The following is a 23,487-nucleotide window of genomic DNA, read 5'->3' as shown; positions in this document are numbered from 1 at the left end:
ACATGCAGACAGTATTCACCGAAGACCAGCTGAAAGATCCCGGCATCCAGCGCTCGAACGAGATCCTGCGCACCTGCGTGCATTGCGGCTTTTGCACCGCCACCTGCCCGACCTATCAGGTGCTGGGGGATGAACTCGACAGTCCGCGCGGGCGGATCTACCTGATCAAGGACATGCTGGAAAACAACCGGGTGCCGGATGAAAAGACAGTCAAGCACATCGACCGTTGCCTGTCCTGCCTAGCCTGCATGACCACCTGTCCCTCGGGGGTGCATTACATGCATCTGATCGACCATGCGCGCGCCTATATCGACAAGAACTACAAGCGCCCCTTCACCGACCGCGCCCTGCGCTGGGTGCTGGCGCGGATCCTGCCCTATCCGATGCGCTTCCGCGTGGCCCTGTTCGGTGCGAAACTGGCACGCCCCTTCAAGGGGCTGATGCCGGATGCCCGGCTGCGGGCGATGCTCGACATGGCGCCGAAGGATATTCCGCCGGTCAGCCGCAACGATGATCCGCAAAGCTTTGCCCCCGTCGAGCCGCGCAAGAAACGTGTGGCGCTGATGACGGGCTGCGCGCAAAAGGCGCTCAACACCGATATCAACGACGCTACCATCCGCCTGCTGACGCGATTGGGTTGCGAGGTGGTCGTGGCCAAGGGCGCGGGCTGCTGCGGCGCGCTGACCCATCACATGGGCCGCGAGGACGAAAGCCATGCCACCGCGGCCAAGAACATCCGCGCTTGGTGCGCCGAGATCGATGGCGAGGGCCTGGATGCCATCGTGATCAACACCTCTGGCTGCGGCACCACGGTGAAGGACTACGGGCATATGTTCCGCAATGATCCGCTGGCGGGGGATGCGGCGCGGGTGTCCGAGCGGGCGATGGATATCTCGGAACTCTTGATGCAGCTGGACCTGCCCGAAGGTGCAGACAAGGGGCTGACGGTGGCCTACCACGCCGCCTGTTCGCTGCAGCATGGCCAGCAGATCAAGACGCACCCCAAGACGCTGCTGAAACGCGCGGGCTTCAAGGTGGTGGAGCCTGCCGACAGTCACCTCTGCTGTGGGTCCGCCGGGACCTACAACCTGATGCAGCCTGAGATTTCGGGCCAGCTGAAAGAGCGCAAGGTGAAAACGCTGGAGGCCAAGAACCCCGACCTGATCGCAGCAGGCAATATCGGCTGCATGATGCAGATCGGATCGGGCACCAAGCTGCCCATCGTGCATACGGTCGAGCTGCTCGATTGGGCCACGGGCGGTCCCAAGCCCCCCGCGATGATCAAGGGCAACCGACCTGTGGCGACGGCCGAAGATCAGGTGCCGATCCTGCGCTGATCACAGGTTTGATATTTTTTCAGGGCCGGGCTGTATCAGCGCGGCCCTTGCCGTATTTTCGCCCCAAGCGATACGTATCCTGACAGCAGATGGATGAGGGAGATGCGGGTGCGGCATTGGATTCTTGCGGTATTGGCAGCCTTGCTGCCTGCGGTGGCGCTGGCGGGCGACAGCCGTCTTCTGCGTCTTGATACCACGGATGCGGGCCGCGACTGGGAGGCGGTGGGTCGTCTTGATGTCAACGGCGAAGGCTTCTGCACAGGCTCGCTGATCGCGCCGGATCTGGTTCTGACGGCAGCGCATTGCTTGTTCGATGGGCGCACCGGGCAAAAGATCGCCCCCGAAACGATTGAGTTTCTGGCCGGCTGGCGCAATGGGCGGGCCTCGGCCTATCGCTCGGTACGGCGGGCGGTGATCCACCCGGATTATGTCTATGATGGAGAGGTCTCAACCGGCCGGGTGCGCAAGGATATCGCGCTGCTGCAGCTGCAACGCCCCATTCGCAACACCACCGTGATCCCGTTTGAAACCGACCGCCGCCCACGCAAGGGCAGCCGTATCGGGGTTGTCTCTTATGCCCATGACCGCTCCGAGGCGCCTTCGCTGCAGGAGGTTTGCGCGGTAACCGCGCAGCAGCAGGGGGTCTTGGTGATGTCCTGCGATGTGGATTTCGGCTCTTCCGGGGCGCCGGTCTTCTCCTTTGAGGGACGCACTCCGCGGATCGTCTCGGTGGTCTCGGCCAAGGCCGAGGTGAACGGGACCCGCGTTTCGCTTGGGGCCTCGCTGGGCGAGGAGCTGGACCTGTTGCAGGCGCAGCTGACCGGCACCCATATCGGCAGCCGTATGCCTGCGGGCGTGGGCCGGGTTCAGGTGGGCGACGGCCGCCGGGCCGGTGGGGCGAAGTTCATCCGCCAATAGGGTTTCCGGCTGTCCTGCAGTAGCCTCTTGAAACCCCGTTTGCAATCCATATGTCGATACTGTCCGGATCGCCGCAGAGCGGGGTCCGGTGACGACCGCCCGGCCCCGGATGTGGGCGGGCACGCTTATAGAATCGCTCGACTATGAGGATGACAGAGATGCGTACCTTTGATTTTGCACCGTTGCACCGTGCGACCGTGGGCTTTGACCAGATTGCCGACCTGATGGACCGGGTCATGAGCAATGACGTCAGCCAGCCCAGCTACCCCCCATACAACATCGAGAAGATCGACGCCGACAGCTATCGTATCTCGATCGCCGTTGCCGGTTTTTCCGAGGCTGACCTCGCTGTGGAGGTGAAGGAAAACGCCCTTGTCGTTTCCGCCCGCAAGGCCGAAACGGATGAGGAGCGCACCTTCCTGCATCGTGGCATTGCCACCCGCGCCTTTGAACGCCGCTTCACCCTGGCCGATCATATGCGCGTCACTGGCGCCAGCCACGCGGACGGCATGCTGCATATCGATCTGCAGCGTGAGGTCCCCGAGGCCCTGAAACCGCGCCGGATCGAGATCGCCTCTGCCGCGCCCCAGCGTGCCGCATTGGACGCGCAACAGGTCAACTGATCTCCCCACGGGTTCACCTGTTTCCGACACTCCCCGAGGCCGTCACCCCACCACAGGCGGCCGAACTTCCCCCCGTGTCCATCACCCGGATGCGGGGGCTTTTCGCGTGTTGGCCGACCGGATGGTAGGCAGGCGCTCTTTCTGATACTACCGACAGAAAGGAGCCGTCATGCCCCAAGCCCACAGCCCGCAAACCCGCCCCGATGAATTCGTCGCCGCCGCAACGCAGCTTTTTGCCAGGCGCGGCTATCATGGGGCCTCCATTGCCAATATCGCCGATGAGCTGGGCCTGACCAAACAGACCCTGTTGCACCATTTCGGTAGCAAGGACGCCCTTTACGAGCGCGTTCTCGCAGGGGTCGCGGATCGCATGATGATTGTCCTGATGGAGGCGCAGGAGGCCTGGGATACGCCAGAAGCGCGCCTTGAGACGGCCTTTGCGACCTATCTGGATCAGGCGCTTTCACAGGCGGCGGACAGCCGGTTGATCCTGCGCGAGCTGCTGGATGACCGGCAGGAAGACAGCCCTGCCGAACGCTGGTTCCTGCGTCCCTTCCTGCAGGAACTGGTCGCCATGGTTCGCGATGTCCCCGCCTGTCGTGCCACGCCGCCGGAGCAGGCCTTGGCGGCGGTTTGCGATCTTCTGGGATCCATCGGCTTTTTTGCCATGGCGCAGCCGGTTCTGCCGCGCTTGCCCGGCGCGCGAGGGGCCGCCGATGCCTTTCGTGGCCAGATAGGAAAAAGGGTCCGTGACCTTTGCAGCCACGGACCCCGATCCTGATCAACTGATGCCGGATCAGACCGACATGCAGATGTATTTCATCTCGAGATAATCCTCGATGCCGTGGTGGCTGCCTTCGCGGCCCAGGCCCGACTGCTTGACCCCGCCAAAGGGCGCAACCTCGGTCGAGATGATGCCGGTGTTGACGCCGACGATGCCATATTCCAGCGCCTCGGCCACCTTGTAGACCCGGCTCAGATCCTTCGCGTAGAAGTAGGAGGCAAGGCCAAAGATCGTGTCATTGGCCATGGCGATGACCTCGTCCTCATCCTCGAACTTGAAGAGGGGCGCCAGCGGGCCAAAGGTTTCCTCGGTCGAGAATTGCATGTCGGTGGTGGCACCGGTCACGATGGTGGGCTGGAAGAAGGAGCCGCCCAGCTCGGACGGGTTGCCTCCCAGAATGATTTCAGCGCCCTTGGAGGTCGCGTCGGCCAGATGGGACTTCACCTTCTCAACGGCCTTGTCGTTGATCAGCGGGCCGAACTGGACGCCTTCCTCAAGGCCATCACCGACCTTCATCTTGGCGACCGCCTCTTTCAGCTTGGCGGCGAAGGCGTCATAGACACCGGCCTGCACGTAGATCCGGTTGGCGCAGACGCAGGTCTGGCCGTTGTTGCGGAACTTGCACATGATCGCGCCTTCGACGGCGGCATCCAGATCGGCGTCGTCAAAGACGATGAAAGGCGCGTTGCCGCCCAGCTCCATCGAGCATTTCATCACCTGATCGGCGGCCTGGCGCAGCAGCAGTCGACCGACCGGGGTCGAGCCGGTGAAGGTCAGCTTGCGCACCGCCGGGTTTTCGCAGAACTCCAGGCCGGTTTCGGGCGCATCCGAAGTGGTCACCACATTGAAGACGCCTGCCGGGATCCCGGCCCGTTCCGCCAGAACCGCCAGCGCGGTGGCCGACAGGGGCGTCAGTTCGGCAGGGCGGGCGACAAAGGCGCAGCCCGCTGCCAGCGCCGGACCCGCCTTACGGGTGATCATCGCATTGGGGAAGTTCCAGGGCGTGATCGAGGCGGCCACACCGATGGGCTGTTTCAACACGGTGATGCGCTTGTCGCGCTGATGGCCGGGGATGGTCTCGCCGTAGATCCGCTTGGCCTCTTCGCCGAAGAACTCGATGAAGGAGGCGCCATAGGCGATCTCGCCCTTGGCTTCGGCCAGGGGTTTGCCCATTTCGGCGGTCAGGATGGTGGCAAGATCGTCCTGGTTCTCCATCATCAGGTCGAACCACTTGCGCAGCACCTGTGCGCGCTCCTTGCCGGTCCACTTTGCCCAGTCCTTTTGCGCGGCTTCGGCCTGGGCGATGGCACCTGCCACCTGCGCCCGGCTAAGATCGGCCACCTCGGCGACCACGTCGCCGCGCGCCGGGTTCAGGACGTCGAATGTGCCCTTGTCGCCGTCCACGAATTGGCCGCCCACATAGGCGCGGGTCTCCATCAGGGTCGGGTCCTTCAGAAGGGATTTCAGCTCGGTGTTTTTCGTCAGCATTGGTGTCTCCCCAGCAATCATTGCAGCCATGCAAATCAGTTGCCCCTTGATATGTCCAGAACCTTCGATGAGTCCAGAATTTGATCAAAAATTTCCCGAAGATCGCCGACCTGTCTGTTTGCCGATAGCTGTTTGACAAGCCCGCCCGCAGGGAGTCTCTTTGACGCAAACAGACCACCAGGGGAGACAGGGATGGAACTGGACGACGCCTATGCCAATGGCGCCTATATAGAAGGGGCCGATGATTATCCGCCGCGCTGGGATGCATCGGCCGAGGATTTCCGCAACAGCCTGCATGAGCGTGCCCAGCTGGACATTCCCTATGGTCCTGGCGCGCGAAACAAATTCGATCTGTTCCTGCCCGAAGGGACCCCCAAGGGGCTGTTCGTCTTCGTGCACGGTGGCTACTGGCTGCGTTTCGACAAGAGCACCTGGTCGCATCTGGCGGTTGGCCCGCTGGCGCATGGCTGGGCGGTGGCGATGCCCTCCTATGATCTGTGCCCCGATGTCTCGATCGCAGAGATCACCCGGCAGGTGGCCTCGGCCCTGGTCCATATCGCCGAGGAGGTGGACGGGCCCATCGTTCTGGCGGGCCATTCGGCTGGCGGTCACCTGGTCGCCCGTATGCTGGATCGCGCTCTGGTGCCTGACGATATCGGCGCGCGTATCAAGACCGTGATCCCGATCTCGCCACTGTCGGATCTGCTGCCGCTGCTAAGGACCTCGATGAACAAGGAGTTCAAGATGGATGCCGAGGCCGCCCGCGCCGAAAGCCCGGTGGAGATGCGGGACCGCTACGATGTGCCGGTCACGGTCTGGGTCGGGGCCGAGGAACGCCCGGCTTTCCTGGATCAGGCGGTCTGGCTGTCAGATGCCTGGGGTGCCGATCACGTCATCGCCTTTGGCAAACACCATTTCAACGTGATCGATCCCCTGGCAGACCCGGACAGCGACATGGTGGCGCTGATCGTGAATTAGGCATCCCGCCCGGTCTGCGCGACCTCCTGAAAAAGGCCGCGCAGAAAACACTTGCCAGAGCCCCCGTTCCGCAGCATTCCTGTGGTCAGGGCCGGGCGATGGCGTCGCCGCGTGGGCCGATTCCACGGGCCTTGATGATACCAAAAATCTGTCCTGTACGCCGGGACCTTTCTTAAGAAAAAAGGAAGGATCCAGCATGACTGCACGTCCTGACATGTACCGTTTTCACAATGGCGAAAAGGCGCCATTGCAATTCCCCGTGGCCGAGTATGAGGCGCGCATTGCGGGCCTGCGCAAGATCATGGAGGCGTCGGGCGTCACCGCCGCTGTCTTCAACTCGATGCATAATATCTCGTATTATTCGGGGTTTACCTACTGCGCCTTTGGCCGTCCCTATGGCCTGGTGGTCACTGCCGATGCTGCCGTCACCATCAGCGCCGGCATCGATGCCGGCCAGCCCTGGCGGCGTTCGTTCTGCGACAACATCACCTATACCGACTGGCAGCGCGACAATTTCTGGCGCGCGATCCTGTCTGTGGCTGGCCCCGGCGCGCGGGTCGGCTATGAGAGCGATCACCTGACCCTGCTGCAAAAGGGCAAGCTCGAAGCCTTCCTGCAACCGGCTGAGATGATTGATCTTTACGAACCCACCATGCGCCAGCGCATGCATAAATCCGCAGCCGAGATCGAGCTGATCCGCGCAGGGGCAGCTGTGGCGGATGTGGGCGGCTATGCCATCCGCGATGCGATCCGCGAAGGGGTGCGGGAGATCGATGTGGCGATGGCGGGGCGCGATGCGATGGAGCTGGAGATCGCCAAACGCTTCCCAGACGCTGAATACCGCGACACCTGGGTCTGGTTCCAGTCGGGCATCAACACCGACGGCGCCCACAACCCGGTGACCGCCAGGCAGCTGCAGCGAGGCGATATCCTGTCGCTCAACACCTTCCCGATGATCTCGGGCTACTACACCGCGCTGGAGCGGACCCTGTTCGTGGGTGAGGTCGATCCCGACAGCCTGAAAGTGTGGGAGGCCAATGTCGCCGCCCATGAATACGGCATCTCGCTGCTGAAGCCCGGGTCAAGCTGCGCCGAAATCACCCATAAGATCAACGCCTTCTTCGAAGAGCGCGATTTGCTGCAATACCGCACCTTCGGCTATGGGCACTCGTTCGGGGTGCTGTCCCACTACTATGGGCGCGAGGCGGGTCTGGAGCTGCGCGAGGATATCGACACGGTGCTGGAGCCGGGCATGGTCATCTCCATGGAGCCGATGCTGACCATCGCGGAAGGCCAGCCCGGAGCGGGCGGCTACCGCGAACATGACATCCTGGTGATCACCGAGGACGGCAACGAGAACATCACCGGCTACCCCTATGGGCCGGAGTTCAACGTGGTTGGGTGAGGCGCGTCTCGGAAACGCTCAGTCCTGAATAAGTCTGGGAGAGCATTTCAGCGCCGAACGGGCGGAGCCCCGGCTGAGGAGACATCCGGGGGGTGACATCCGTACACCCCCCGTACACCGGCTGTGCACCGGCGGTGTGGCGGGGCGAAAGGCGGAGTGGGATGAGACGGCGATATAGGAGCAAGGAAAGATCGTGGTTTGCGCACAACTTCCGGCAGCGTTTTGAGTGAGGGTAGTTTTCACGCTCCGTTTCGTGTATTGGTTGTCGACCGAAATTTGGCACGAAGGCTTCGTTAACCTTGCAAAAAGAAATCGTTGATATATATGGCAACACTGATAGGCTTGTGTGAGCAAGGGCTGCTTGACACGATCGACCCTCTAAGCCCGCATGAGCTTCCTTGGAGATCGCTTTATGGAACACCGGATTTTATCGATTGGCTCGATAGGGCGTTGCCCACGTTAGATCACAACGATTTGTACGATGATCTGACACCGCAAGACCAAGTGTTCGTGGCGTTTCACGAATACGTAGCTGGAGAAGAGTTCCTTGAAGATCGGCGCTTTAAGAAACTCAGCTGGACGCCCGAGAGGTTCGTTTGGGAAATCAAAACCGAAGAGGTCCGAGTGTTCGGGTGGGTGCCTCACAAAAATGCGTTCATTTGCTGTTATGGTGATAGCAAAGACAGAATCGAAACTGAGCGTAGCTACGGGCGGTACATCGCGCAAACAGTATACGTTCGCGACAATATGGATTTAGACGAACCTAAGTTGGTTCGCAGCGGAGCTTTGCACGATGTCGTATCGAATAAAGATTGATGGCAAGAAACGGAAGGCGGCGCTCTTCATTTCTCAAGTCCAGAAAGAAATTCAGAAGGCGCTTATCGAATCCGGTAAAACGCAGCAAGAAGTCGCGACTATATTGGGAGTGGATAGGTCTGTTGTAAATCGAAGGCTGAAAGGGAATTCAAATTTGACAGCTCGCTCAATTGCGGAGTTTGCTTACGCGCTAGATAAAAATATCGAATTTAAGATGGTCGACATTAATCTTGCTGGACGCGGTAATGGCGTGGAAGATGCCCATAATGTTGTTCAATTGAATAGTTTTCGCGACGATCCCGCAACGGGAACTGTGAAGCCCGATGCCACAATAAATGTTGAGAGTGCTGTCCTGTGAATGCTGAAGCGTATGGGGTTACCGTTTTTTGCGATGACATTCGGCATGAAGTCGCCGGAAAAATGACCCTCGTAGGGTGTTATTTGGCTGAAATGAATTTCAGTAATCCCCCGCCGGGAGTGCTGCCCACGTTCGCGGCGTTAGTGAATGTAAGAATTCCGCTGTCAATAGAGTATGATAAGTTGACGCTGCTAGTCGTGAAAGAGACAGGTAGCGAAGTGGAGGAAATTTTTAGGACTGAAGTCGATAATCCTTCAACAAGTCTAAATAGTGATCCACAAGATGACGGTGGTGAGGCGCCGAGTATCGCAATGATTGCGGTTCCTGTGAGGTGGTCGCTGATGGAGTTTTCTAAACCAGGGTTTATTAAAGTCAGAGGATACTTGGATGGAGATGCGGAGATTCGAGCTGGCGCGCTGAGGGTGAATTTCCCTTCGGGTGAAAATCTGGACCCTGAAGGAGGTTGATTGAACTTGGTGAGAGCAAGATGATCGCTATTTGCCCTACAAAACACTGATCCTGTTTCAATTACTGATCCTGATTACAGCCCCCTCCCATTGCACGCCCCCTTTCGATCAGGCATAGCGGGGGCGGCTCTGCTGCGCTATGCAGGGGAGGGCGGGGCTTTGGATGATGCCTCCCCCGCCAGGACCTCATATGACCTCTGACAAGACTGACCTCCGCCCCATGGACGATCTGCCCAAGAAGACGAAAAACGAATACGCTCTGATCCAGTTATTGCCGAACATCATGACGGTGGGGGCGATCTGTGCGGGCCTGTCGGCGGTGCGCTTCGGGGTGCAGGGCAATTACGTGCTGGCGGTGCAGCTGATCCTGCTGGCGGCCCTTCTGGATGGGCTGGATGGGCGGCTGGCGCGGGCGCTTGGCAGTGACAGCAAGATGGGGGCCGAGCTGGATTCGCTGGCCGATTTCCTGAACTTCGGCGTGGCGGCGCCCCTGGTGATCTATTTCTGGGCCTTGCAGGACATGCGCAGTGCGGGGTGGATCTCGGTCCTGGTGTTCTCGGTCTGCTGCGTGGTGCGGCTGGCGCGGTTCAACGTGGCGGCGAAATCCGAAGAACCGGTGGAGGGAGAGCGCGAGGGTTATTTCACCGGCATCCCGTCCCCCGCCGGGGCGATGCTGGCGATGCTGCCGATGTTCCTGTCTTTCTCATTCGCGGATGGGCTGGTCATTCCGGGCCTGCTGATCTGCTTTCACATGGTTGTCATAGGGTTCCTTATGATCAGCCGCATTCCCACATGGTCGCCCAAGGCGGTGAAGATCAGCCGCGAGAATGTGAAGTACTTCCTTGTAGGGTGTGCCTTTGCCGGGGCGGCGGTTCTGACCTATGCTTGGACAACGCTGGTGGTGTTGTGCCTTGCTTACGTGGTTCTGGTGGTTTGGGGGCTGATCCGTAGGGTGCCGGATTGAACCCGTAATTCGAACGGGGGACAGGCGATTGGAACTGAGGGCGGTTCAATCATCCTATGCGCGCTGGGCGCCGATCTATGACAGGACATTCGGAGCGGTGACCAATGCCGGGCGCCGCCGGGTGGTGGGCTATATCAACCGGCGCGGCGGCACGGTGCTGGAGGTGGGCGTGGGCACCGGATTGTCGCTGCCCCATTACGGCCCGGATATGAAGGTCACCGGCATCGATTTCAGCCGCGAGATGCTGGCCAAGGCCAAGACCCGCGTTGCCGAAATGGACCTGCGCCACGTGAAGGCCCTGCGCCAGATGGATGCGCGCTGCCTCGATTTTCCGGATGCGTCCTTTGACACGGTGGCGGCGATGCATGTGCTGTCGGTGGTGCCCGAACCGCAAAAGGTGATGGCTGAAATCGCCCGTGTGCTGAAACCGGGCGGCGAGGTGGTGATCAGCAACCATTTCAAAAGCACCGATGGGATGATGGCGGCGGTAGAGAAGATCTCGGCCCGCTTTGCCAATGTCTTGGGCTGGCATGCGGATTTCGAGATCGAGACGATCCTGCAGGAGGGCAGCCTGGCCGTGAAGGAAAAGGAAAGCCTGCCGCCCCTGGGGCTGATGACCTTCCTGGTGCTCAAGAAGGCGCCGCAAGGCCAACCGCACAGGCCCGGCCGCACGGGATTGGCATCGTCCCGAAAGTGATTATGTTCCAAGGTACCAGCTGGGGCTCGCACAGATCCGGCTGGGGCAAGGGGCGGTGGTTTTGGCGTTTATTCGACTGTTTTTCTTCCTGATGATCACGCTGACGGTGGTCTATGGCGGCGTGTCGCTCTATTCGCGGGAAATGCGTCGGGCCAAGCTCAAGCGTCGCTGGAAAGACAAGGGGTTGACCGGGGACCGCGCGGCCTTCATCCAGCGGGGGCTGAGGCAATATGACCGGTCCTTTCGGCGTCGGCTGATCCTTCTGGTCTATGCCGTGCCACTGGCGCTGATCGCCCTGGTGATTTACATGGTCAATTTCAGATAGGAGAGCGTCATGGGCTATATCAAATGGGGATTTCTGATCACCGTCTGGCTGCTGTTCGGCGCCTTTCTGCACTACACCCTGCCGCAGTACGACGTGGTGCGCATCGTCAACACCTACGAGGAACGGCAGGAACTGAACGACTGGACGCGGATCTTCTGGTCGACGCCGGACAGCCAGTCCAGCGAATTGGTGAACCGGGATGTACAGTTCATCCAGGCGGTGCGCCCGAATGGCGATGCGGTGGTCTACCGCAACGAGGACACCGGCTGGAACTGGCCGCCCTATTTCAAGTTCGACACTGCGAACCTCTATACCGAGGCCAATGACGCCATCTCCAACAAGGCCAACCCCGAATGGGTGGCGGTGCTGCACTACGGCTGGCGCAACGAGTTCCTCTCGGCCTTTCCCAATGCGGTTGCGATCAGGCCCGTTACCGGGCCGGAGGACAAGCCGCTCAATTGGGTGAGCATTGTCATCCTGGTGCTGATCGCGGCGCTGTTCTGGGCCATCTATGTGCGCTGGCGCCGGTTCCGCCGCAACCGGCTTGATCCGATGATCGACGAGGTGGAAGACAGCCTCTATGCCGCCGGGGACGCGATCTCCGAAAAGAAAAGCCGCCTGCGTCGCTGGCTTGGTGGCACGGGCGGCTGAGCCTAGTCTTTGAAAAGACCGTTGTCCCGGTAGATCTCTTCGGCCTGCTGCCGGGACAGGCCAAAGACCTCTGCCAGAGCCGTCACGTCCGAGTCTGCCGTGCCGGATTCGCTGATGTAGTGACAGCCCTGGAAATCCGCATCGCGGATCCTGTCGCTTTCATAGAGGATGTCATTGCGGATCGAGGGCAGGATCCGTTCCAGCGTCTGCTGTGGTGTTTGCGTGCCCACCAGCCCCGACCGTTCGGCATGGGCGATCAGATCCGCGTCGGAGAAGCTGCAGTCAAGATGCAGCAGCCGGATGGTGGAGCGGTCAGAGGCGAAATCCTGAATGAGCTCCAGCCCGGACGGGTCGATGCAAACCATCAACCGATCGCTGTCATAGTGGTCGAACAGCATCCGCATCAGCGCGCGGTGATGCCGGTTGCGCTTGTCCAGGGTGGTCTCGATGCCGCCAAGATCGGGCAAGGGGGTATCGGCTTCGTGAAAGAGATAGCCCAAAGCGGGGACAGAGGTGATCTTGTGGATCCGCTCCACCAGGCGCTTGGCCAGGTGCCACTTCTTGCAGACCACCATTACCAGCACCCGTTCCCGCCCCAGCGTGCTTTCGGCTTCCCAGAAACGCGGGGCAAACCGACGCCCGTTTCGCCCGCGCCCGGCCAGGAAGCGATAAAGGTTGCGGCCTTCGTTGGAGATCTGGAATTCCACGTCTTCGGCCATATACAGGCGACCCAGGCGGCGCCGCAGCTCTTTTGCCTCCGGGCTGATCTTGCGGGCAAAGAGGAAGTCCTGCCCCAATAGTAGATCATAGTGGTCATTGTAGAAATTCACCGGCATCCCGTAATCGGTGAACATCAGGAAGGTGAGCGTGCGGCTGTGGATCTCCTGGCTGGGGATCAGGTGGCGGACCAGGGTTTGGAAAAAGGTTTCATCGGGAATCCAGGTGGTGCGGAAAAACCGGATCACGTCGCGGCGTTTCTTCAGGAAACTGAAGATCGCCTCGATGGTGCGGCGGCGCAGGCACCACCATTGGCTGCCGATCTGCATCTGCAGATCGGCGGGAATGGCGCGCTGCAAGCCCAGTTTCTTCTGCAGGGCGTGGCTGAATTCGAACAATCGCTTGTGCTTGCGCTCGTTGAAATAGTGCCGGTAGATCAGCCGGTCTTCGACCATGCCGGTCTTGATCCAGTTGCTTTCGAAGAAATCGAAGCTCTCGATGAAATCGCAATCGTTCCGGTCCAGGAAATCATGGGCATATTGCGCGGTCTTGATGGCCATGCAATCGCCGGACAGCATGTAGAAATGGGTGGCGCGGGGGAATGTCTCCAGCGCGGCTTCCAGCGCCCCCAGCGTGGCCTGCACCAGCGACCATTCCCCCCAGCCGCATTTGATGCGCCGACGGGCAAAACAGACATTGGGGTTGTCCTTCAGCGTGGCTCTGATTTCCTCGAAATCCCGGTTGCTGGCGCGCCCGTCGAAGTGGATCACCATGTAATCGCCAACCGCCGTCAGCCGCTCGGCCTGCTGGATGATCGCTTCGGGATCCTTGTGACACAGCAGGATGTAAGCGATTTTTGCCATTTTAACGACGATAGCCCTGCTTGCGGTGGATTGTAGTCTTGATAAAGCGCAGAGCGATTTGAAGAAACAAGATTATTTGTCTTTTGAATGCGATATGGGCATTGTTGCGGGAATTGGCAGGACAAGTGAGGGATTTGGATGGGATTTCCGGGAACCTGGATGACCGAGAGCGAAAGCGTGATCTATCGCGTGGTGCCCAAATGCGCCTGCTCGACCATTGGGCAGATCCTCTATTATTCCGACCATGGGGAGTTCTTTGATGGCGACATCCATGACGCCAAGGAAGGGCTGCACAAATGGGCGCAGGACCAGAGCCACGCGCCGATCACCCGCGCCGCCCAGGGGCAGCAGACCTATGCCTTCACCTGCGTGCGCAATCCCTATACGCGGGTTCTGAGCTCCTTTTTCGACAAGATCTGCGGCATCCAGCGCAATGGCAAGCGCTATCGCGGCCACCTGGTGCAGCGCCTGGTCTATGACTACGGGATCGAGGTCGGCGGCGAGGACGGCAAGCAGGAGTTCGACCAGATCAAGAGCTTCCGGCGGTTCCTGCTGTTTGCCCGCGATACCATCCGCTGGCGCCGCCCGATGGAGCCGGACATCCACTGGTCGGCAACGTCAGGCCATGTGTCGACCTTCATCCAGAATGGCGGGCGCTACAACAAGATCTTCTGGACCGAGAAGTTCAACGAGGGCATGCAAGAGGTCCTGGACGGGATCAAGACGCCGCATGCGGTGGATCTGGCGACAATTCCACGCTTCAACGAAAGCGAGGGCCACGGCCCCAAGCGCGCCCATCCGGTGGAGGATTACTTCGACGATCTGTCGATGCATCTGGTCTATGAGATCTACAAGCGCGATTTCGAGCTGTTCAAATACGATTTCGAAAACCCGGCCAACAAGATGCCCATCGGAGAGATCGACCTCGAGGAGGTTCACGCCAAGCTGGGGGACTGAACGCGGATTCTTCAGCGCAAACGGGGGGCTCCCGCCCATCGTCCGGGCATTGAAATGCCCATCCTCTGGTTGGGCCTGGCGCCGCTGACGCGGCGCAGAAGGTTTTTGCTCAGAAGCGGTTCAGGGGCAGGTCTGCCCTGAACGCGCCCTGTCGATTATCAAAAGGATCACACCCCGCCTCAAGGGAACCTCGCGCGATGCGCGAGGCCGCTTGTGCGGCCCTTGACCCGCGGTGCGATCCGGTTCGGTTTGGGGTGGTTGTGCGACGCGTCAGCGGCGCCGGGCCCAAGGCCGCCAAGGGGAATTGCCGAAGGCAAGGCACCTGCGGGCGCGGGAGGGCTCCACCCTGTCTTTAGAGGGCTTGACCGGCGGAACAAAGCCTTGCGTATCCGCGCAATTCCTCGTCCAGGTTTGAATGCGCCTTCAGGTAGTCTTCAATCACGATTTCAGTCTTAGGATGTGCGACATGGTTCATCCCATGCAACGCTGCAACTTGGCAGTGCTGCGCGTCGAGGTTGAGGATCTCACAAAGGGTTTCGAACATCGCGTTCCGGATCGCGCGGTGTTCGGGGTTTCGTTCGGGGTCGGCAGTGCCCATGGGATTGAAGGAATAGGCCAGGGGATCCCACCACATCTCGCAGGAGGTCTCGAGCGGCGTCACCGCGAAGAAATCTCGGTACATAACATACATTGAGTGGATCAGGGTTTCCTTCTCGCCAAGAGAGATGTCCTGTCCCCAGATCAGCTCTGCCAGGTTACCAGGAAGAATGGGGCCGAACATCGCCTGACATCCGTTTTCAAGCGTCTCGTCGTCATAGAGGCCGACAAGGCTAGCCCCGTTTCCAAAGAGTTGAGAATAGCGGCGGGCGTGGAGGGAGGGAGAAACCTTCAGGATCGGGCACGGATCGTTTGCCCAGCGGCCCAGTTTGAAAAACTCCTGGCAATCTGCTGAGAAGAAAAACGAGCGAAACTCTTCCAGAGTGACCTCTCGCAGATCAATAATGCGTTTTTTGTTCATAAAATGTCTCTAAAGAAATGCCCCTCCAACCCTATGGGTTGAAGGGAGCAGGATCAGGCCTGGATGGTGTGATCAATCCTCGTCCGGCAGCGCACGCACGGCGCCCTTGGCGGCGCTGGTGGTCAGCATCGCGTAGGCCTTGAGTGCCGTGGAGACCTTGCGCTTGCGTGGTTTCGCCGGTTTCCAGCCCGCAGCCTCTTGTGCGGCGCGGCGGGTGGCGAGGTCCTCGTCCGTGACCGCCAGGTGGATCGAGCGGTTCGGGATGTCGATCTCGATGGTGTCGCCGGTCTGCACCAGGCCGATGGCGCCGCCCTCTGCCGCTTCGGGCGAGACGTGGCCGATCGACAGGCCCGAGGTGCCGCCCGAGAAACGGCCGTCTGTCAGCAGCGCGCAGGCTTTGCCGAGGCCCTTGGATTTCAGGTAGGAGGTCGGGTAGAGCATTTCCTGCATGCCCGGTCCGCCGCGCGGGCCCTCATAGCGGATCACCACCACGTCGCCTTCCTTGACCTTGCCGGTCAGGATGTCGCTGACGGCCTGGTCCTGGCTTTCGCAGACATAGGCCGAGCCGGTGAACTTGAGGATGCTTTCATCAACGCCCGCGGTTTTCACGATGCAGCCATCCAGCGCGATATTGCCGAACAGAACCGCAAGGCCGCCGTCCTTGGAAAACGCATGTTCGGCCGAGCGGATGACGCCGCCCGCGCGGTCGGTGTCCAGCTCCTTGTAGCGGTTGGACTGGCTGAAGGCTTCGGTGGTGCGCACGCCGCCGGGTGCCGCCTTGAACAGCTCTTCGGCCTCCGGGTTGTTGGCGACCTTGATATCCCATTTGGCGATGGCCTCGCCCATGGAGCTGGAGTGCACGGTGCTGCAATCGTTGTGCAGGAGCCCTGCGCGGGAGAGTTCGCCGAGGATCGAGAAGATGCCACCGGCGCGGTGCACGTCTTCCATGTGCACGTTCTCGATGTTCGGCGCGACTTTGCACAGGCAGGGCACCTTGCGGCTGAGCCGGTCCATGTCGGACATGTCGAAATCGACCTTGCCCTCATTGGCGATCGCCAGGAGATGCAGCACGGTGTTGGTGGAGCCGCCCATGGCGATATCCAGGCTCATGGCGTTCTCGAAGGCCTCGAATGTGGCGATTTCGCGCGGCAGCAGGCCCTTTTCCTCGCCCACGTAGTGGCGCTTTGTGATGTCGACGATGCGGCGGCCGGCTTCGAGGAACAGCTGCTTGCGGTCGGCGTGGGTCGCGAGCGTCGATCCGTTGCCGGGCAGGGCAAGACCCAGCGCCTCGGCCAGGCAGTTCATCGAATTGGCGGTGAACATGCCCGAGCAGGAGCCACAGGTGGGGCAGGCGTTTTCCTCGATGTGCTGGACCTGTTCGTCGGTGAAGGTCTCGCTGGCGGCGGCGACCATGGCATCCACCAGGTCGATCTTCTTGGCATCGAGGTCGGCGATGTCGATCTTGCCCGCTTCCATCGGCCCGCCCGAGACGAAGATCGCCGGAATATTGAGGCGCATGGCGGCCATCAGCATGCCGGGGGTGATCTTGTCGCAGTTGGAGATGCAGACCATGGCATCGGCGCAATGGGCGTTGACCATGTATTCGACGCTATCGGCGATCACCTCGCGCGAGGGCAGCGAATAGAGCATGCCGTCATGGCCCATGGCGATGCCGTCATCCACCGCAATGGTGTTGAATTCCTTGGCAACGCCGCCTGCGGCTTCGACCTCGCGGGCGACCATCTGGCCGAGATCCTTGAGGTGGACGTGACCGGGCACGAATTGGGTAAAGGAGTTCACGATGGCGATGATCGGCTTGCCGAAATCATCGTCCTTCATGCCGGTTGCGCGCCAAAGGCCACGCGCGCCGGCCATGTTGCGCCCATGGGTGGAGGTTCTGGATCGGTACATTGGCATGTGGCTATTTCCCTTTTTTGCCCTCAGGGACATGATTTGTGAAACAAATGCAATAACTGAGCAGCGTTTTTGGTTGTTTTGCTCCGTTTTGGGGAGCCGTTTTGGAATGGATCATACCGGTTTCCTCGATAGGGTCGGGCGGTTGAGTGCGACATGGGCCACAAGACCAATCAGCAGCGCCCAGAAAGGCGCTCCGATTCCGAGGAAGCTGATGCCTGAAACGGTGCCCATGAAACACAGGAGCGCGGCCTCACGGCCCGCTGTCGGCTTCAGCGCATGGGAGAGCCCGTTGCCGATGGTGGATAGCAAGGCCAGCCCGGCAACAGTGGCCACCAGCGCATGCGGCGCGATCAGGAAAAGCGAGATCACCGCCGCGCCGCCCAGCCCTACCAGGCAGTAGATCACCCCGGCGGCAACCACGGCCAGATAGCGGGTCTCGGGGGTCTCATCGGCCTCGGGGCCTGCGCAGATGGCGGCGGTGATGGCGGCCAGGTTGAAGGCATAGCCGCCAAAAGGCGCGAGGATCAGCGAGGCAAGCCCGGTCACCGTCAGCGCCGCTGAAACTGGCGGCACATAGCCTGCGCTGCGCAGGGTCACGACGCCGGGTATGTTCTGCGAGCACATGGTGACGATATAAAGCGGCAGACCAAGGCCGATGAGCGCCGACAGCGTGAACTCCGGCATCACGGCTTCGGGGGTGGCAAGGTTCAGGTTCAGCTGGGCGATGTCCCCAAAGCTGCCCGTCGCGCTGGCCCAGGCAATGCCCGCCAGCAGCACCAGCGGGATCGTGTAGCGCGGTGTATGGAGCCTGCCGATGAGGAACGCTGCGCCCATGACCGCGACCAGCCAGATGTCCTCTTCCAGGGCAGAAAACGCCTCCAGTCCAAAGCGGAACAGGATCCCGGCCAGCAGCGCATTGGCCAGGGTGTCCGGGATCAGCCGCGCCAGCCGTTCGAACCAGCCGGTGATCCCGGTCAGCGTCAGCAGCACCGCGCAAAAGAGAAAGGCGCCGGTCGCCTCGGGCAGGGTGGTGGCGCCGCCTCCCAGCGCCAGAAGCGCCGCGCCGGGCGTTGACCAGGCGGTCAGCACCGGCATGCGGAACCACAGCGACAGGATCAGGCTGGTCACGCCCATGCCCAGCCCCAGCGCCAGAAGCCAGCTGTTGGCCTGCGCCTGGCTGGCCCCCAGTGCATCGATGGCCTGAAAGATGATCGCCACCGAACTGGTGTAGCCGACCAGAATGGCAACGGCACCGGCCGTGATATGGGACAGTTTCAACGCGGGCATTGCGGGGCTTCCTGGATGGGCTGAACGGGGGTTTTCCTGGGCTGCGGGCTCTTGTAGGGTCGGGGTGTGCGTTATAGCGCACAATATGCGCCGTGCGCTATAGCGCACAAGTCCTTTTTGACGAGACCTGACACCTGATGCCGACCCCAGCCGCGCCCCCCTCCTTGAGCGAGGACAAGATTTCCCAGAATCTGAGGCAGATACGGGCCGAGGCCGGGTTGAGCCTGGCACGGGCAGCGGAGGCCACCGGGGTCTCCAAGGCGATGCTGGGGCAGATCGAGCGGGGCGAATCCAGCCCGACCATTGCGACGCTCTGGAAGATCGCCAAGGGGTTTCACCTGCCGCTGACCGCCCTGATCGAGGACGCGAGCCGCCCCAAGGTGCTGGGCGAAAGCGTCTTTCGCACCGTTCAGTTCCCCGGCAGCATTGCGGTGAAGATCGTCTTTCCCTTCGATCCCAGCCTTGGCGCCGAGACCTTTCACGTGCGCCTGAAACCGGATCAATGCCACCAGTCCCAGGCCCATGATGCCGGTGTGACCGAGGAGGTCTTTGTGCTTGAGGGGCCGCTGGACGTTCTGAGCGACGGCGCCTGGAAGCGGCTGGAAGTGGGGGAGGGGCTGCGCTTTGCCGCCGATCAACCCCATGGCTATCGCGCAGGCACGGGCGGCGCGGCCTTTCTCAACATGCATCACTACCGCAGGCCCGAGGCGGGCAGCTGATCACGCCGCGCTCGCGCATGGATCACGATTCGGTGTCAGCCCGGATGTCTGCGCTTGTTCATTGCGGCCGGTCTCACTAGGGCTAGGGCATTGACGCAAAAGGCGATTGGAGGAGCACCGATGGAGACGCTGCGCGGCAGCCTGTTGATGGTGCTGGCCATGGCGGCCTTTGCACTGGAGGACATGTTTATCAAATCCGCCGCCCAGAGCCTGCCGGTGGGGGTGATTCTGCTGGTCTTCGGATCTGGCGGTATGGTGATCTTCGCGGGCGTGGCGCGTGCGCTGGGTCAGCCCCTGTGGCACCCGGGGTTTTGCACGCGCGCGATGGCGCTGCGCTCCCTGGCGGAGGTCGCGGGGCGGCTGTGCTTTACCCTGGCGATTGCGCTGACGCCGCTGTCTTCGGCCTCGGCTATCCTGCAGGCGACCCCCCTGGTGGTGGCAGCCGGCGCGGTGGTCTTCTTCGGAGAACATGTCGGATGGCGGCGCTGGCTGGCGATTCTCGCCGGGTTCATCGGCGTCTTGATCATCCTGCGCCCCGGTGTGAGCGGGTTCGAGCCTGCATCGCTGTTTGCGGTGGCCGGAACGCTCGGCTTTGCCGGGCGCGATCTGGCGACCCGTGCTGCGCCAAAGGACATGCACAACAGCCAGCTGGGGATCTTGGGGTTTGCCATGCTGGTGGTCGCCGGGGGCATTCTTCTGGCCTGGAACGGGGTGGGGGAGGGCGCCAGCAATGACCTGCCGCCCGCTGTCTGGCTGGACCTCACCTGCGCCACGGTCATTGGCGTTTTCGCCTATACCTCCCTCACCGGGGCAATGCGGCTGGGAGAGATCTCGGTGGTGGCGCCCTTCCGCTACACCCGGCTGGTCTTTGCCATGGTGCTTGGCATCCTGGTCTTTGGCGAGCGCCCCGATGCGCTGACCTTGGTGGGCAGCGCGGTGATCGTGGGCAGCGGCGTCTTTACCCTGATCCGCAGCCGCCGCAGCTAAGCCCCTACGCGCCATCTTGCGTCTGTCGCCGGGCGCGCTTACATCTGCCTCCCATGGCCAAACAGAAAACAGATCCGAACTACAAGGTGATTGCCGAAAACCGCCGGGCGCGGTTCGACTATGCAATCGAAGAGGATCTGGAGTGCGGGATCATCCTGGAAGGCTCGGAGGTGAAATCCCTGCGCGCGGGCGGGTCGAACATCGCGGAATCCTACGCCTCCGTGGATGACGGAGAGCTGTGGCTGGTGAACTCCTACATTGCTCCCTACGAGCAGGCCAAGATGTTCAAGCACGAGGAGCGCCGTCGCCGCAAGCTCTTGGTGTCGCGCAAGGAACTGGCACGGCTGTGGAACGCGACCCAGCGCAAGGGGATGACCCTGGTGCCGCTGGTGCTCTACTTCAATCACCGTGGCATCGCCAAGCTGAAGATCGGCATCGCCAAGGGCAAGAAGAATCACGACAAGCGTGAGACCCAGGCCAAGCGTGACTGGTCGCGCCAGAAGCAGCGCCTGCTGAAGGACGCCCGCTGATAGCGGTCAGATGTGCCGGGCAGAGAGCCCTTTGGCGCTGCCTGCGGGGCGGAATTGCGTCCTATTGTTCACGCCGTCTCAAATATTGTACCGCTTCGGCGCGTTCCCTTGCGCCTTGTGCCGGTGGGTTGTACCCATGCGCCAGCTATTTTTGCCCGGTACATATGGCCCGGAGAACCTGAAGGGGAGGTCTGAAGTGACGGATGATCCGAAAACCCTAGTGTCGACCGACTGGCTGGCGGCCCATCTGAAGGACCCCGACCTGCGCATTCTGGATGGCTCCTGGTATCTGCCGAACGAGAACCGCGATCCCAAGGCCGAATATGACGCCGCTCATATCCCGGGTGCGCGTTTATTCGATATCGATGATGTGGCCGATCACCGCTCGGACCTGCCGCATATGGCGCCGCCGGTGGAAAAGTTCATGTCGCGCCTGCGGGCAATGGGCGTGGGCGATGGCCACCAGGTTGTGGTCTATGATGGTGCGGGGCTCAAATCCGCGGCGCGCGTCTGGTGGCTGTTCCGACTGATGGGACAGAACAATATCGCGGTGCTGGACGGCGGCTTGCCGAAGTGGCAGGCCGAGGGGCACGCCGTGGAGGACCTGCCGCCGGTGATCCGTGACCGCCACATGACCGTGCGGGTGCAGAACAGCCTGGTGCGCGATGTGACGCAGGTGTCGGCTGCCGCCAAGCTGGGCGATCACGAGATCATCGACGCCCGCGCCGCCGCGCGGTTCCGTGGCGAGGCGCCGGAGCCGCGCGAAGGCCTGCGTGCGGGCCATATCCCGGGTTCGAAGAACGTGCCCTACACTGACCTTCTGAATGCCGATGGCACGATGAAGGACGAGGCCGGTATCCGCGCCACCTTCGAAGGCGCTGGCGTCGACCTCAAGAAACCCGCGATTACCACCTGCGGCTCGGGCGTGACCGCCGCCGTTCTCAGCCTGGCCCTGGAGCGGATCGGCAAGTCCGATCATGCGCTTTATGACGGCTCCTGGTCCGAATGGGGCGCCTTCCCGACCCTACCCGTTGCAACCGGAGAGAACTGATGTTCGAGACCCTGAAACCCCAGCCAGCCGACAAGATCCTGGCGCTGATGCAGATGTACCGCGACGACCCGCGCGAGCAGAAGATCGACCTTGGCGTCGGTGTCTACAAGAACGCCGAGGGCGTCACCCCGGTGATGCGTGCCATCAAGGCCGCCGAGCACCGCCTGTGGGAAGAACAGACCACCAAGGCCTATACCGGCCTGGCAGGTGATCCCGGCTATGGCGACGCGATGATCAAGCTGATCCTGGGCGACACTGTTGAACGCGGGAATATCGCAGCCGCCGCAACCCCCGGCGGCACCGGTGCCGTGCGCCAGGCCTTCGAGCTGATCAAGATGGCCAATCCCAAGGCGCGGGTCTTCGTGTCGGACCCGACCTGGCCGAACCACATCTCGATCCTGAAATACGTCGGCATCGAGACGGTGACCTATCGCTATTTCGACAGCGAGACCCGTGGCGTGAACTTCGACGGGATGATGGAAGATCTGAAGGGCGCCGAAAAGGGCGACGTGGTGCTGCTGCACGGCTGCTGCCACAACCCCACCGGCGCCAACCTGAACGTGACCCAGTGGCAGGAGGTGATCGACCTTTTGAACGCCCGCGGCCTGGTCCCGATGATCGACATTGCCTACCAGGGCTTTGGCGATGGTCTGGAAGAAGACGCCGCAGGCGTGCGCATGGTGGCGGCCCAGACGCCGGAATGCCTGATCGCGGCAAGCTGCTCCAAGAACTTCGGCATCTACCGCGAGCGCACCGGCCTTCTGATGGCGGTAAGCCAGGACGGCAGTGCCCAGGCGCTGAACCAGGGCACGCTGGCGTTTTTGAACCGGCAGAACTTCTCCTTCCCGCCGGATCACGGCGCGCGTCTGGTGACGATGATCCTGAACGATGACGCCCTGCGCGCCGATTGGGCGGCCGAGCTGGAAGAGGTGCGCCTGAGCATGCTGGACCTGCGCCAGCAACTGGCGGACGAGCTGCAGCGCCTCAGCGGCTCGGATCGCTTCGGCTTCATAGCGCAGCACCGTGGCATGTTCTCGCTCCTGGGCACGACGCCCGAATTGGTCGAGAAGATGCGGGTCGACAACGGCATCTACATGGTGGGCGACAGCCGCATGAACATCGCGGGGCTGAACAAGGCCACCGTGCCGCTCTTGGCGAAGGCGATCATCGACGCGGGTGTCTGATCCGCTGACGCGATTGGTTTGGAACAGGGAACGCGCTCCAGCTTGGGGCGCGTTTTCCTTTTCGTGAAGGCCTGCCGGGCTGCGGGCGGGGCTACCGCGCCCGCAGGTGCCTTGCCTGTGGCAAGACCCCTTGGCGGGTTTGGGCCCGGCGCCGCTGACGCGGCGCAAGGGATTTCGCTGAGAAGCGGTTTAAGGGCAGCTTTGCCCTTAAACGCGCCATGCTCATTGTGAATGGCAGCGCACCACGCCTCAAGGGAACCCCGCGCGCTGCGCGTGGCCGCTGGCGCGGCCCTTGACCCGCGGTGCGCTAGAGGGCGTCGGCATTTGAGTGCGGTATGCGCCGCGTTAGCGGCGCTATGCCCAACTGTGGAGGCTCAGGCTTTGCCTTTGCCGGAATGGGCGGGAGGGATTGTCCGATGCTGGATGAAACGGGCTGAAGCAAAGAA

At 61.5% G+C, this 23,487-nt stretch carries 24 protein-coding genes; 19 read left to right on the top strand and 5 right to left on the bottom strand.

Annotation, left to right across the window (positions count from 1 at the left end; translation table 11 throughout):
* Positions 1–2: 2 nt before the first annotated feature.
* The 4 genes from glcF (at position 3) to PXK01_RS09035 (ending at position 3,659) form a co-directional block, all read left to right on the top strand.
* Positions 3–1,337, top strand: a complete 1,335-nt coding sequence (glcF, locus tag PXK01_RS09050; RefSeq protein ID WP_274859727.1) for a glycolate oxidase subunit GlcF — start codon at positions 3–5, stop codon at positions 1,335–1,337.
* A 102-nt stretch (positions 1,338–1,439) separates the two neighbouring features.
* On the top strand, positions 1,440–2,255 hold the full coding sequence (locus PXK01_RS09045) for a trypsin-like serine peptidase (RefSeq protein WP_274859726.1): 816 nt from the start codon (positions 1,440–1,442) through the stop codon (positions 2,253–2,255).
* Between the two features lie 158 nt (positions 2,256–2,413).
* Positions 2,414–2,878: an Hsp20 family protein gene (locus PXK01_RS09040; protein ID WP_274849302.1), complete on the top strand. Its 465-nt coding sequence runs from the start codon at positions 2,414–2,416 to the stop codon at positions 2,876–2,878.
* 169 nt (positions 2,879–3,047) lie between these two features.
* Positions 3,048–3,659 carry a TetR/AcrR family transcriptional regulator gene (locus tag PXK01_RS09035; protein WP_274859725.1) on the top strand — a complete coding sequence of 204 codons (612 nt, stop codon included), beginning with the start codon at positions 3,048–3,050 and terminating at the stop codon, positions 3,657–3,659.
* A 15-nt stretch (positions 3,660–3,674) separates the two neighbouring features.
* Here the strand turns inward: PXK01_RS09035 and PXK01_RS09030 are convergent, their stop codons facing one another.
* Positions 3,675–5,150 (bottom strand): NAD-dependent succinate-semialdehyde dehydrogenase, encoded by a 1,476-nt coding sequence (locus PXK01_RS09030; RefSeq protein ID WP_274849304.1) that lies wholly within the window; start codon positions 5,148–5,150, stop codon positions 3,675–3,677.
* A gap of 192 nt (positions 5,151–5,342) precedes the next feature.
* Here PXK01_RS09030 and PXK01_RS09025 point away from each other — a divergent pair, with 192 nt between their 5' ends.
* The 9 genes from PXK01_RS09025 to PXK01_RS08985 all read left to right on the top strand — a co-directional run bounded on the left by PXK01_RS09025 (position 5,343) and on the right by PXK01_RS08985 (position 11,811).
* Positions 5,343–6,128 (top strand): alpha/beta hydrolase, encoded by a 786-nt coding sequence (locus tag PXK01_RS09025; protein ID WP_274849305.1) that lies wholly within the window; start codon positions 5,343–5,345, stop codon positions 6,126–6,128.
* Between the two features lie 196 nt (positions 6,129–6,324).
* A complete protein-coding gene (locus PXK01_RS09020; protein ID WP_274859724.1) occupies positions 6,325–7,533 on the top strand; it encodes an aminopeptidase P family protein in 1,209 nt (402 codons plus the stop codon).
* 324 nt (positions 7,534–7,857) lie between these two features.
* Positions 7,858–8,349 carry a hypothetical protein gene (locus PXK01_RS09015; protein WP_274849308.1) on the top strand — a complete coding sequence of 164 codons (492 nt, stop codon included), beginning with the start codon at positions 7,858–7,860 and terminating at the stop codon, positions 8,347–8,349.
* A complete protein-coding gene (locus PXK01_RS09010; protein ID WP_274849310.1) occupies positions 8,327–8,707 on the top strand; it encodes a helix-turn-helix domain-containing protein in 381 nt (126 codons plus the stop codon). The genes PXK01_RS09015 and PXK01_RS09010 overlap by 23 nt, the downstream gene beginning before the upstream one ends.
* Entirely contained in the window at positions 8,704–9,174 is a 471-nt protein-coding gene (locus PXK01_RS09005; protein WP_274849311.1) for a hypothetical protein, read from the top strand. The genes PXK01_RS09010 and PXK01_RS09005 overlap by 4 nt, the downstream gene beginning before the upstream one ends.
* 190 nt (positions 9,175–9,364) lie before the next feature.
* Positions 9,365–10,138 (top strand): CDP-diacylglycerol--serine O-phosphatidyltransferase, encoded by a 774-nt coding sequence (pssA, locus tag PXK01_RS09000; protein ID WP_446728387.1) that lies wholly within the window; start codon positions 9,365–9,367, stop codon positions 10,136–10,138.
* A 28-nt stretch (positions 10,139–10,166) separates the two neighbouring features.
* Positions 10,167–10,835: a class I SAM-dependent methyltransferase gene (locus PXK01_RS08995; RefSeq protein ID WP_274859723.1), complete on the top strand. Its 669-nt coding sequence runs from the start codon at positions 10,167–10,169 to the stop codon at positions 10,833–10,835.
* A gap of 55 nt (positions 10,836–10,890) precedes the next feature.
* On the top strand, positions 10,891–11,160 hold the full coding sequence (locus PXK01_RS08990) for a hypothetical protein (protein ID WP_446728388.1): 270 nt from the start codon (positions 10,891–10,893) through the stop codon (positions 11,158–11,160).
* A 9-nt stretch (positions 11,161–11,169) separates the two neighbouring features.
* The gene (locus PXK01_RS08985; RefSeq protein WP_274849314.1) at positions 11,170–11,811 is read left to right on the top strand and encodes a DUF1523 family protein; all 642 of its coding nucleotides are present in this window, start codon (positions 11,170–11,172) and stop codon (positions 11,809–11,811) included.
* Positions 11,812–11,813: 2 nt separating this feature from the next.
* Here the strand turns inward: PXK01_RS08985 and PXK01_RS08980 are convergent, their stop codons facing one another.
* Entirely contained in the window at positions 11,814–13,391 is a 1,578-nt protein-coding gene (locus PXK01_RS08980; protein ID WP_274859722.1) for a DUF5928 domain-containing protein, read from the bottom strand.
* A gap of 138 nt (positions 13,392–13,529) precedes the next feature.
* Between PXK01_RS08980 and PXK01_RS08975 the strand changes: the two genes are divergently transcribed.
* The gene (locus tag PXK01_RS08975) at positions 13,530–14,348 is read left to right on the top strand and encodes a sulfotransferase family protein (RefSeq protein WP_274849317.1); all 819 of its coding nucleotides are present in this window, start codon (positions 13,530–13,532) and stop codon (positions 14,346–14,348) included.
* A gap of 352 nt (positions 14,349–14,700) precedes the next feature.
* Here PXK01_RS08975 and PXK01_RS08970 read toward each other — a convergent pair whose 3' ends face one another.
* The 3 genes from PXK01_RS08970 to PXK01_RS08960 all read right to left on the bottom strand — a co-directional run bounded on the left by PXK01_RS08970 (position 14,701) and on the right by PXK01_RS08960 (position 18,570).
* Entirely contained in the window at positions 14,701–15,366 is a 666-nt protein-coding gene (locus tag PXK01_RS08970; protein WP_274859721.1) for a hypothetical protein, read from the bottom strand.
* 72 nt (positions 15,367–15,438) lie between these two features.
* Complete coding sequence (gene ilvD / locus PXK01_RS08965) at positions 15,439–17,283, bottom strand: dihydroxy-acid dehydratase (RefSeq protein WP_274859720.1); 1,845 nt, start codon at positions 17,281–17,283, stop codon at positions 15,439–15,441.
* A 111-nt stretch (positions 17,284–17,394) separates the two neighbouring features.
* Positions 17,395–18,570 (bottom strand): benzoate/H(+) symporter BenE family transporter, encoded by a 1,176-nt coding sequence (locus tag PXK01_RS08960; protein ID WP_274859719.1) that lies wholly within the window; start codon positions 18,568–18,570, stop codon positions 17,395–17,397.
* Positions 18,571–18,734: 164 nt separating this feature from the next.
* Between PXK01_RS08960 and PXK01_RS08955 the strand changes: the two genes are divergently transcribed.
* The 5 genes from PXK01_RS08955 (at position 18,735) to PXK01_RS08935 (ending at position 23,041) form a co-directional block, all read left to right on the top strand.
* Positions 18,735–19,289 carry a helix-turn-helix domain-containing protein gene (locus tag PXK01_RS08955; protein WP_274859740.1) on the top strand — a complete coding sequence of 185 codons (555 nt, stop codon included), beginning with the start codon at positions 18,735–18,737 and terminating at the stop codon, positions 19,287–19,289.
* 120 nt (positions 19,290–19,409) lie between these two features.
* Entirely contained in the window at positions 19,410–20,276 is an 867-nt protein-coding gene (locus tag PXK01_RS08950; protein WP_274859718.1) for a DMT family transporter, read from the top strand.
* A gap of 53 nt (positions 20,277–20,329) precedes the next feature.
* Complete coding sequence (smpB, locus tag PXK01_RS08945; RefSeq protein ID WP_274847537.1) at positions 20,330–20,806, top strand: SsrA-binding protein SmpB; 477 nt, start codon at positions 20,330–20,332, stop codon at positions 20,804–20,806.
* Positions 20,807–21,002: 196 nt separating this feature from the next.
* Positions 21,003–21,857, top strand: a complete 855-nt coding sequence (gene sseA, locus PXK01_RS08940) for a 3-mercaptopyruvate sulfurtransferase (protein WP_274859717.1) — start codon at positions 21,003–21,005, stop codon at positions 21,855–21,857.
* The gene (locus PXK01_RS08935; RefSeq protein WP_274859716.1) at positions 21,857–23,041 is read left to right on the top strand and encodes an amino acid aminotransferase; all 1,185 of its coding nucleotides are present in this window, start codon (positions 21,857–21,859) and stop codon (positions 23,039–23,041) included. The genes sseA and PXK01_RS08935 overlap by 1 nt, the downstream gene beginning before the upstream one ends.
* Positions 23,042–23,487: the final 446 nt, after the last annotated feature.

The sequence above is a fragment of the Phaeobacter sp. PT47_59 genome (genome assembly GCF_028890025.1).
Lineage (GTDB): Bacteria > Pseudomonadota > Alphaproteobacteria > Rhodobacterales > Rhodobacteraceae > Phycobacter.
The sequence above is the reverse complement of the archived record's forward strand: the minus strand, read 5'-3'. Positions and strand labels throughout refer to the sequence as shown.

Excerpts from the sequence above, each read along its gene's own strand:
- pssA (WP_446728387.1), top strand. The coding sequence starts at position 9,365 with ATGACCTCTGACAAGACTGACCTCCGCCCCATGGACGATCTGCCCAAG.
- PXK01_RS09045 (WP_274859726.1), top strand. The coding sequence starts at position 1,440 with ATGCGGGTGCGGCATTGGATTCTTGCGGTATTGGCAGCCTTGCTGCCT.
- PXK01_RS09010 (WP_274849310.1), top strand. The coding sequence starts at position 8,327 with ATGTCGTATCGAATAAAGATTGATGGCAAGAAACGGAAGGCGGCGCTC.
- PXK01_RS08980 (WP_274859722.1), bottom strand. The coding sequence starts at position 13,391 with ATGGCAAAAATCGCTTACATCCTGCTGTGTCACAAGGATCCCGAAGCG.
- PXK01_RS08935 (WP_274859716.1), top strand. The coding sequence starts at position 21,857 with ATGTTCGAGACCCTGAAACCCCAGCCAGCCGACAAGATCCTGGCGCTG.
- PXK01_RS09025 (WP_274849305.1), top strand. The coding sequence starts at position 5,343 with ATGGAACTGGACGACGCCTATGCCAATGGCGCCTATATAGAAGGGGCC.
- PXK01_RS08950 (WP_274859718.1), top strand. The coding sequence starts at position 19,410 with ATGGAGACGCTGCGCGGCAGCCTGTTGATGGTGCTGGCCATGGCGGCC.
- PXK01_RS09035 (WP_274859725.1), top strand. The coding sequence starts at position 3,048 with ATGCCCCAAGCCCACAGCCCGCAAACCCGCCCCGATGAATTCGTCGCC.
- PXK01_RS08975 (WP_274849317.1), top strand. The coding sequence starts at position 13,530 with ATGGGATTTCCGGGAACCTGGATGACCGAGAGCGAAAGCGTGATCTAT.
- smpB (WP_274847537.1), top strand. The coding sequence starts at position 20,330 with ATGGCCAAACAGAAAACAGATCCGAACTACAAGGTGATTGCCGAAAAC.
- PXK01_RS08970 (WP_274859721.1), bottom strand. The coding sequence starts at position 15,366 with ATGAACAAAAAACGCATTATTGATCTGCGAGAGGTCACTCTGGAAGAG.
- ilvD (WP_274859720.1), bottom strand. The coding sequence starts at position 17,283 with ATGCCAATGTACCGATCCAGAACCTCCACCCATGGGCGCAACATGGCC.
- PXK01_RS08985 (WP_274849314.1), top strand. The coding sequence starts at position 11,170 with ATGGGCTATATCAAATGGGGATTTCTGATCACCGTCTGGCTGCTGTTC.
- PXK01_RS09020 (WP_274859724.1), top strand. The coding sequence starts at position 6,325 with ATGACTGCACGTCCTGACATGTACCGTTTTCACAATGGCGAAAAGGCG.
- PXK01_RS09040 (WP_274849302.1), top strand. The coding sequence starts at position 2,414 with ATGCGTACCTTTGATTTTGCACCGTTGCACCGTGCGACCGTGGGCTTT.
- PXK01_RS09030 (WP_274849304.1), bottom strand. The coding sequence starts at position 5,150 with ATGCTGACGAAAAACACCGAGCTGAAATCCCTTCTGAAGGACCCGACC.
- PXK01_RS08960 (WP_274859719.1), bottom strand. The coding sequence starts at position 18,570 with ATGCCCGCGTTGAAACTGTCCCATATCACGGCCGGTGCCGTTGCCATT.
- PXK01_RS09015 (WP_274849308.1), top strand. The coding sequence starts at position 7,858 with ATGGCAACACTGATAGGCTTGTGTGAGCAAGGGCTGCTTGACACGATC.
- glcF (WP_274859727.1), top strand. The coding sequence starts at position 3 with ATGCAGACAGTATTCACCGAAGACCAGCTGAAAGATCCCGGCATCCAG.